The organism is Arthrobacter sp. GCM10027362 (assembly GCF_042679445.1).
Lineage (GTDB): Bacteria > Actinomycetota > Actinomycetes > Actinomycetales > Micrococcaceae > Crystallibacter.
On the sequence record NZ_JBHTML010000190.1, the window covers coordinates 1 to 7,206 of the forward strand.

Annotated in this window: 8 protein-coding genes; 7 read left to right on the top strand and 1 reads right to left on the bottom strand. The window is 70.4% G+C overall.

From position 1 onward, the window contains the following. The coding region (locus ACFQ36_RS19010; protein ID WP_377016466.1) for an allophanate hydrolase at positions 1–385 on the top strand (385 nt) is incomplete at its 5' end. Positions 386–390: 5 nt separating this feature from the next. Here the strand turns inward: ACFQ36_RS19010 and ACFQ36_RS19015 are convergent. Continuing rightward, positions 391–1,596, bottom strand: a complete 1,206-nt coding sequence (locus ACFQ36_RS19015; protein WP_377016478.1) for a DUF445 domain-containing protein — start codon at positions 1,594–1,596, stop codon at positions 391–393. Positions 1,597–1,767: 171 nt separating this feature from the next. Here ACFQ36_RS19015 and ACFQ36_RS19020 point away from each other — a divergent pair, with 171 nt between their 5' ends. The 6 genes from ACFQ36_RS19020 to ACFQ36_RS19045 all read left to right on the top strand — a co-directional run. Continuing rightward, complete coding sequence (locus ACFQ36_RS19020) at positions 1,768–2,643, top strand: glycerophosphodiester phosphodiesterase (RefSeq protein WP_377016480.1); 876 nt, start codon at positions 1,768–1,770, stop codon at positions 2,641–2,643. A gap of 507 nt (positions 2,644–3,150) precedes the next feature. Continuing rightward, positions 3,151–3,366: a hypothetical protein gene (locus tag ACFQ36_RS19025; protein ID WP_377016468.1), complete on the top strand. Its 216-nt coding sequence runs from the start codon at positions 3,151–3,153 to the stop codon at positions 3,364–3,366. A gap of 65 nt (positions 3,367–3,431) precedes the next feature. Beyond that, positions 3,432–5,585, top strand: coding sequence for a glycoside hydrolase family 15 protein (locus ACFQ36_RS19030; RefSeq protein ID WP_377016470.1), 2,154 nt, complete (start codon positions 3,432–3,434; stop codon positions 5,583–5,585). A gap of 194 nt (positions 5,586–5,779) precedes the next feature. Continuing rightward, positions 5,780–6,013, top strand: coding sequence for a hypothetical protein (locus ACFQ36_RS19035; protein ID WP_377016472.1), 234 nt, complete (start codon positions 5,780–5,782; stop codon positions 6,011–6,013). A 45-nt stretch (positions 6,014–6,058) separates the two neighbouring features. Continuing rightward, positions 6,059–6,637 carry an SRPBCC family protein gene (locus ACFQ36_RS19040; protein ID WP_377016474.1) on the top strand — a complete coding sequence of 193 codons (579 nt, stop codon included), beginning with the start codon at positions 6,059–6,061 and terminating at the stop codon, positions 6,635–6,637. Between the two features lie 6 nt (positions 6,638–6,643). After that, positions 6,644–7,206 (top strand): AzlC family ABC transporter permease (locus ACFQ36_RS19045; RefSeq protein WP_377016476.1); only part of this gene is annotated, 563 nt, incomplete at its 3' end.

Consider the following 7,206-nt stretch of genomic DNA (forward strand, 5'->3'; position numbering starts at 1 on the left):
GGCACCGGAGGCGGCCTGGGTCCCCGCCGCGGACCCGCCGGCCGGGCCGATCGTCGTGCGGATCGAGCCCGGTCCCCGGCTGGACTGGTTCGCCCGCAGCTGCTGGCAGCACCTGACCGGCCGGGACTGGACGGTCAGTCCGGAGAGCAACCGGGTGGGCGTGCGGCTGCTGGGCCGGCCGCTGGAGCGCGCGGTCGAGGGCGAGCTGCCCAGCGAGGGCATGGTCACCGGCGCGGTCCAGGTGCCGCCGTCGGGGCTTCCGACGGTCTTCCTGGCCGACCACCCGGTGACCGGCGGCTATCCGGTGCCCGCCGTCGTCGTCCCGGCGGACCTGCCGCTGCTGGCCCAGGCCCGGCCGGGCCGGCGCATCCGCTTCCTGGGGTAGCCGGCCTACCTGAGCAGCAGGTCCGCCACCGTGAAGATGGCCAGCCCGGCCAGCGAACCGACCACGGTGCCGTTGATCCGGATGAACTGCAGGTCCCGGCCCACCTGCAGCTCGATCTTGCGTGAGGTCTCCGTCGCGTCCCAGCGCTCCACGGTCTCGGTGATCACCCCGGCAATCTGCGTGCGGTAGTTGCGCACCAGGTAGCCGGTGGCCTCGGTGATCCAGCCGTCCACCTTGGCCGAGAGCTCGACGTCGGTGGCCAGCCGGGTGCCGAAGTCCCGCACGGCGGTGGTGAAGGCCCGGCTGAGCTGGCTCTCCGGGTCCCCGACGGCGTCCAGCAGCGCCGCCTTGATGGTTTCCCAGGTCCGTGCGGCCAGGGTGCGGACCTCGGGATCGCCCAGGGCATTGTGCTTGATCGCCTCCACCTTGGCGATCATCTCCGGGTCATGCTGCATGTCCTCGGTCAGCGACAGCAGGTACTTGTCCAGCTGCCGGCGCACCTCGTGGTTGGGGTCCGCCTGGACGGCGGTCACGAACTTGTACAGCTCCTGGTGGACCTTCAGGCCCATCAGGGAGTCCATGATCTGGGGCACCCAGGTGGGGGAGCGCTCCGAGACCAGCCGGATCACCGTCCCCTCGTTGTCCAGCACCCAGTCCGCCGCCCGGTCCACCAGCAGGTCCACGAGCTTGAGGTGGTGGCCGTCGTCGAGCACGCGCCGGGCCAGCCGGCCCAGCGGGGGACCCCACGGCGGATCCAGCACGTAGCGCCGGGCCATGGACTCGATGATGTCCTGGACGTCCTGGTCGTTGAGCACCAGCATGGCGCCGCGGATGGCGGCCGCGCCCTCGCGGGCCACCCGGTCCGCGTTCTCCGGCCGCGCCAGCCAGCTGCCCGCCCGCCGGGAGATACCCAGCGAGCGGATCTTCGCCTGCACCACGTCCTCGGCGAGAAAGTTCTGTTCCACGAACTGGCCCAGGCTGGCGCCGATCTGGTCCTTGCGCCGCGGAATGATGGCGGTGTGCGGAATCTTCACCCCCATCGGATGCTTGAACAGCGCCGTCACCGCGAACCAGTCCGCCAGCGCGCCGACCATGCCGCCCTCGGCCGCCGCCCGGACATACTGCAGCCACGGGTAGCGCTCCTGCAGCGCAAAGGCGACCAGGAAGATGACCGCCAGCAGCACCAGCAGGCCCGTGGCCACGGCCTTCATTTTCCGCAGGGCCGCCGCCCGGTCCGCCTCGCTGGGCACCGGCCGGAGCCTGCCAGCCGGCAGCGTGTCCGCCGGGGCCTGTCGGCCCGTATCCCGAAGTGTCACTCCAAGTCCACCTCTCCGCCGCCGGACGCTTCAGTCCGGGCAATCGGTTCACGTACCGTGAACATCATGAAGCACAAGATCTTCGCCCACCGCGGGTCCAGCGGGCAATACGCCGAGAACACGCGTGCAGCCTTCCTGCAGGCTATCGCCGACGGTGCCGACGGAATCGAGTGCGACGTCCACCTGACCAAAGACCTTAAGCTCGTCTGCTTCCACGATTTCACACTGGAGCGTACTTCCACAGGAAGCGGGGACGTTGCGGACCATACGCTGGAGGAGCTGCTGCGCCTGGATGTCTCGTCCTGGCGCGGGGTCAGCATACCGCCCGAATTCGGCGGCACCGCGGACCAGCTCGTCACCGTGGACGACCTGCTGCAGATCATGCGCGGCGCCGGCCGCCCGATGGAGCTGGCCATCGAGCTCAAGCATCCCAGCCCGTACGGCCAGCAGCTGGAGGACGAACTTCTCGAGTACCTGATGGCCGAGGGCTGGGACCCGGAGACTTCCACCGTCGACGGCATCAGGATCTCCTTCATGAGCTTCCACCCCGGCGCCGTGGAGTACCTGGGCAGCTACGTGCCCGCGGACCACCTGTGCCAGCTGCTCGACGACGTGGACGCCGAGGAGATCCGCGACAGCCTCTTCCTGGGCAGCCTGGCCGCCGGCGCCGTCGCTTCCCTGATCCGCCGCGCGCTGTCCGAGGGCGAGCGGCTTATCGAACACGAGCGGGTGGGAATGGCGGGCCCGGGCCTGGACTACATCAGATCCCACCGTGCGCTGATCGAACGCTGGCTGGCCCGCGGCGTCCGGCTGCGGGCCTGGACCGTGGATGCACCGGAGGACGTGGAGCTGTGCCGCGGGCTGGGGATCCAGGAGATCACCACGAACCGCCCGGCCCAGGTGCGCCGGCAGCTGAAGCAGGCCGCCGCTGCGGGGCTGTAGGACCCGGCTGCAGGGCCGCAGGACGCCTTCCCCGCACCCGGATCCCCGCCGGCTGATGCACAGGAATGTCCGAATCGGGCTGTGCGGCTGCACACAGACACCGCGGCGGCTCGTTTATAGCCTGATCTGGAGGGCCGCGCACCCCAAGCACCGCCGCGGCCCGCTCCTTCAGGGAGTGCGTGGTCCGGCCAGCCCGGAGCACCCCTGCCCCTTCCGGGCCGCCGGACCCCGGCGGTGCCGCTGCAGCAGATCCTGCGGCGGCGCCGCCCCCGGAGGTCCCGGCAGGCGGGCCTGCGGCAGGCCCGGCCCGCAGCACGAGCCCGCAGCACGAGATTGACGGACAGGAAACAGGTAGCGCCACCATGCACAAGCCACATGAAGATCGATCGTTCCAGCAGGTCTGGCTCGCCGGCATCGCGGACGGCCCGCACGTCTGCGCCGGCCCCAGCCACAACGGCTGCCGCCGCCGTGCAGGGCCGGAAACGGACTGACCCGGGGAAGGACGGCGTGGAACGCCAGGGCACGGAACACCAGGTCCGGCAGTGGACGGGGCTGGCCGGCCGGCAGGTGCAGATCCGCAGGGGCAGCCGGGTGGTCAGGACCGGCCGCGTGGAGGCGATGACCCCGGCCGGGGACGTGCCGTGGCTTGAAAACCGCGACGCCGACCCCAGGATCCTCTTCGCCAAGGCCGAGGGCTACGCCGTCCGGGAAATCCACGGCTAGGACGCCGCACTCCACGGCCGCCGGGGACCGTGGAAATAACGAACACGCTGTGATTCAGTAGATAAATGGCATCCCCTATAGAGGATTACGGCCTTATTTCGGATCTGCACACCGGCGCGCTGATCTCGCGCTCGGGCAGCATGGACTGGCTGTGCTTCCCCCGGTTCGATTCACCTTCCCTCTTTGCCGCCCTGCTGGGCGAGCCGGGACACGGCCGCTGGCTGCTTGCCCCCGCCGCCGCCGAACCCCAAAGCGGGGCGCCCATGGGCGCCGGCCCGGAAGCCGCCGGAACCAATGACCCGACCCGGGTGGCCGAACGCCCGGACCGCACCGTGGCACCGGATACCGTCGCCAGCGGCGCCGACGCCGATGCCGAGGCCCGCAACGCGCAAACGCACATCGATACCGGCGGGCGGAGCGGCGGCGTCGCGGAGGAGGCCGCGGTGCGCAATGGACGCCATGCCGCGGACCGCGCCTGGGATCTGCCCTATGCGCCCAGCGACGCGGAGGCGGACTATTACGAAGGCTTGGAACAGGCGATGGAGGCAGCTCCGGAAGCTGCCTGGCCGGGGGACGCCGACCGGCCCGAAGCCGGACAGCCCGCCGTCGTCGAACGCGCCTACATCCCCTCCACCTTCGTCCTGCAGACCCGCTGGCGCACGGCGACCGGCGAGGCGCTGGTCACCGACTTCATGCCGGCCGGGGACCGGCGGGCCTCGCTGGTCCGCCGCGTGCAGGGCCTGTCCGGCACCGTGGACATGCAGCAGGAACTGATCCTGCGCTTCCACTACGGCGACGTGGTGCCCTGGGTCTTCCGGACCACCGACCAGGAAACCGGCGCCGAGGCGATCGTGGGCATCGGCGGACCGAACGCCGTCGTCCTGCACGGCGGGGACCTGCCGCGCCGTGCCCACCGGCGCCACCGCGGCGAGTTCACCGTGGCGGCCGGGCAGACGGTGGACTTCGAACTGTGCTGGTTCCCCTCGCACCAGACCGTGCCGCCGATGATCAACGTGGACGAGGCACTGGAGCAGACCACCAGGTTCTGGCAGGACTGGTGCTCCCGCTTCCCGCCGCAGGGGGACTACCACGACCTGGTCAAGCGGTCGCTGCTGGTGCTGCGTGCCATGACGCACGAAACCACCGGCGGCATCGTGGCGGCTCCCACCACCTCGCTGCCCGAGCAGTTCGGCGGCGAGCGGAACTGGGACTACCGCTATGTCTGGCTGCGCGATGCCGCGCTGACGCTGGAAACCATGATGACCCACGGCTACGAGACCGAGGCCCTGCACTGGCGCAACTGGCTGCTGCGCGCGGTGGCCGGGGACCCGGAGGACCTGCAGATCATGTACGGGCTGGCCGGCGAGCGGGAACTGCCCGAGATCGAGCTGGACCACCTGCCCGGTTATGCCGGCTCCAAGCCGGTCCGGATCGGCAACGGTGCCGTTTACCAGTACCAGGCGGACGTTGTCGGGGAGGTCATGGTGGCGCTGGAGAAGCTGCGCAACATCGGCTGCGTCGAGGACCATTTCTCCTGGCCGCTGCAGAAGGCCCTGCTGCGCTACGTGGAAAGGCACTACGACACCAAGGACCACGGGATCTGGGAAACGCGCGGGGACCCGAAGTATTTCACGCACTCGAGGGTGATGATGTGGGCGGCCTTCGACCGCGGGGTGCGCGCCGTGCTGGACCACGGGCTGGAGGGCGAGGCCCGGCACTGGGCCGAGCTGCGTGACCAGCTGCGCGAGGAGATCCTCGAGCATGGCTTCAACCGGGAGCTCAATTCCTTCACCCAAAGCTACGACAGCGCGGACCTGGACGCCGCCCTGCTGGTGCTGCCGCAGGTGGGCTTCGTCAAGTACGACGACGACATGATGCTGGGCACCGTCCAGCGGATCGAGCAGGAGCTGGTGGACGAGGCCGGGCTGGTCCGCCGTTATCTCACGGAGACGGGCGTGGACGGGCTGGCGCCGGGGGAGTACCCGTTCCTGGCCTGCTCCTTCTGGCTGGTGGAGCAGTACGCGCGCTCCGGACGCATCGGCGATGCACGGGACCTGATGGACCAGCTGGTGGGCTACACGAACGAGCTGGGGCTGCTGTCCGAGGAGTACGACACGGTGAACAGGCGGATGGCCGGGAACTACCCGCAGGCCTTCTCGCACCTGGCGCTGATCCGGGCGGCGGATGCGATCAACGGGCATGCCCAGCAGTCCGTCTAAGCCCGCCGTCCGGTGCCCTGGCGGACCCGGTGCAACCTGTGTTGCCCAAATCACATAATTGGGAATTTCAACGGTTGTGGTGGGAAACTCGTGCCGACTACTGGCCCGGCTGCCCCACAATCGGGCCGGTTTCTTCCCATCCCGGGTCCGCCGTTCTCCGCGGCGGAGCCGGACTGAACGAAACGGTGTCAGAAATGAACAGTGTGAAAGAACGGCGGCCGGCTTCAGCCACCGCCAAGCTGGAAATCAGTGCGACGCATCCGGACGAGGCGGATGAAAAGCTGAACGCGGCCGTGTACGAACTGCAGTTGCGGGCCCGCGCGGACCGCACCCGCGGCATCCTGGTCACCCGCATCGGTGCCGGCCGCTACACAGTGGAGCTGAGCCCCGAGGTGCCCTACGGCTTCACGGAGGAAGCTGTCGCCTAGCCGGTTTCCTTGATCCCCCTGCCGGGCAGGGGTAGCTTTTCTGTCGTGAGAGCGCCCCTGCCCGGCACCGGCTATGAATTCCGTACCGTCTGGCGGGTGCCCGGCACCGTGGCGCAGGTCCGGGAGGTGCTCGCGGACCTGCCGTCGCTGCCGGCGTGGTGGCCCTCGGTCTACCTTGAGGCCAGGGTGCTGGACCCGGGCGCCGCGGACGGCTCCGGCAGGACGGCGGTGCTCCATACCAAGGGCTGGCTGCCCTATACGCTGCGCTGGACCATGACCGTCACCGAAGCGGCCGCGTCCGGCTATGCGCTGCGCGCGGAGGGCGACCTGGCCGGGAGCGGCCGCTGGACCTTCGAGCAGGACGGGCCGGAAGCGGTGGCCGCGTACCACTGGCAGGTCACCGTGAACAAGCCCCTGCTCCGGCGGACATCCTGGCTGCTCCGGCCCGCCTTCGCCGCCAACCACCGCTGGGCCATGGCGCGCGGGCAGGAAAGCCTTGCCCTGGAGCTGCGCCGGCGCCAGGCACCGGACGCGGCGGCACGCGCCCTGGTTCCGGCTCCGCCCGGGCCGTCCTTTGCCCGCCTGGCCCGGTGGCGCGGGCAGCAGGCGGAACGCAGCCTTTAGGCTTGGATGGTGAAAATCCTGCAGTCCCCGGCCGTGAAGGTGGGCCTGTCCATCTCGATTGCCACCGGGCTGTACGGCGTCTCCTTCGGCGCCCTGTCCGTAGCCGCCGGCCTGGACTTCGCCCAGACCATGGCGCTGAGCCTGCTGCTGTTCAGCGGCGGCTCGCAGTTCGCCTTCATCGGCGTGATCGGCGGCGGCGGGACCGGGGCCGCCGCCGCGGGCGCGGCGGCGCTGCTGGGCATCCGCAACTTCGTCTACGGCATGCAGATGAACGCCCTGGTCGGCCCGCGCCGCTGGCGCCGGCCCGTGGCCGCGCAGGTCACCATCGACGAGTCCACGGCCACCGCCTCCGGGCAGCTGGATCCGGCGGAGCAGAAGCGCGGCTTCTGGACCGCCGGGGTCGGGGTGTTCCTGCTTTGGAACCTGTTCACCGCCGTCGGCGCCATGGCCGGCGACGCGCTCGGGGACCCCAGGCAGTGGGGGCTCGACGGCGCCGCCGTCGCCGCTTTCCTGGGCCTGCTCTGGCCGCGGCTGAAGGGCCGGGAGCCGGCCGCCATCGCCGCCGTCTG

Bases quoted from the DNA above. Each gene is read 5' to 3' on its own strand.
- ACFQ36_RS19015 (WP_377016478.1), bottom strand. From the start codon at position 1,596: ATGAAGGCCGTGGCCACGGGCCTGCTGGTGCTGCTGGCGGTCATCTTC.
- ACFQ36_RS19020 (WP_377016480.1), top strand. From the start codon at position 1,768: ATGAAGCACAAGATCTTCGCCCACCGCGGGTCCAGCGGGCAATACGCC.
- ACFQ36_RS19030 (WP_377016470.1), top strand. From the start codon at position 3,432: ATGGCATCCCCTATAGAGGATTACGGCCTTATTTCGGATCTGCACACC.
- ACFQ36_RS19035 (WP_377016472.1), top strand. From the start codon at position 5,780: ATGAACAGTGTGAAAGAACGGCGGCCGGCTTCAGCCACCGCCAAGCTG.